At 59.0% G+C, this 227-nt stretch carries 1 pseudogene; it reads right to left on the bottom strand.

The features are described from left to right. A pseudogene (locus tag MO867_RS23230) lies at window positions 1-227 on the bottom strand (1,4-alpha-glucan branching enzyme); the annotation flags it as partial.

Genomic DNA, 227 nt, shown 5'->3' with positions numbered 1-227 from the left:
AGCGGTTGCCGTCCTCGTGTTTGCGCCGCCAGGAGCCCGCGTGCACTTCATACACGGCGATGGGCTTGTCAGGCTTTTGCAGCGACTCACGCTCATCCAGCCACTGCTGATCTGCCCAGGTGTAGCTGGACTCGTACACCACACGGGAAGCTGTTTCCGGGGGATGCTGCATGGATCTGGCATAAGGATCCGATTTCAGTGGCAACAGATTGCCCTGCTCATCGACA

Origin of the sequence: Microbulbifer okhotskensis (genome assembly GCF_023895975.1) — a bacterium.
GTDB lineage: Bacteria > Pseudomonadota > Gammaproteobacteria > Pseudomonadales > Cellvibrionaceae > Microbulbifer > Microbulbifer okhotskensis.
Note: the sequence above shows the minus strand (reverse complement) of the source record. Positions and strands in the feature narration are given on the sequence as shown.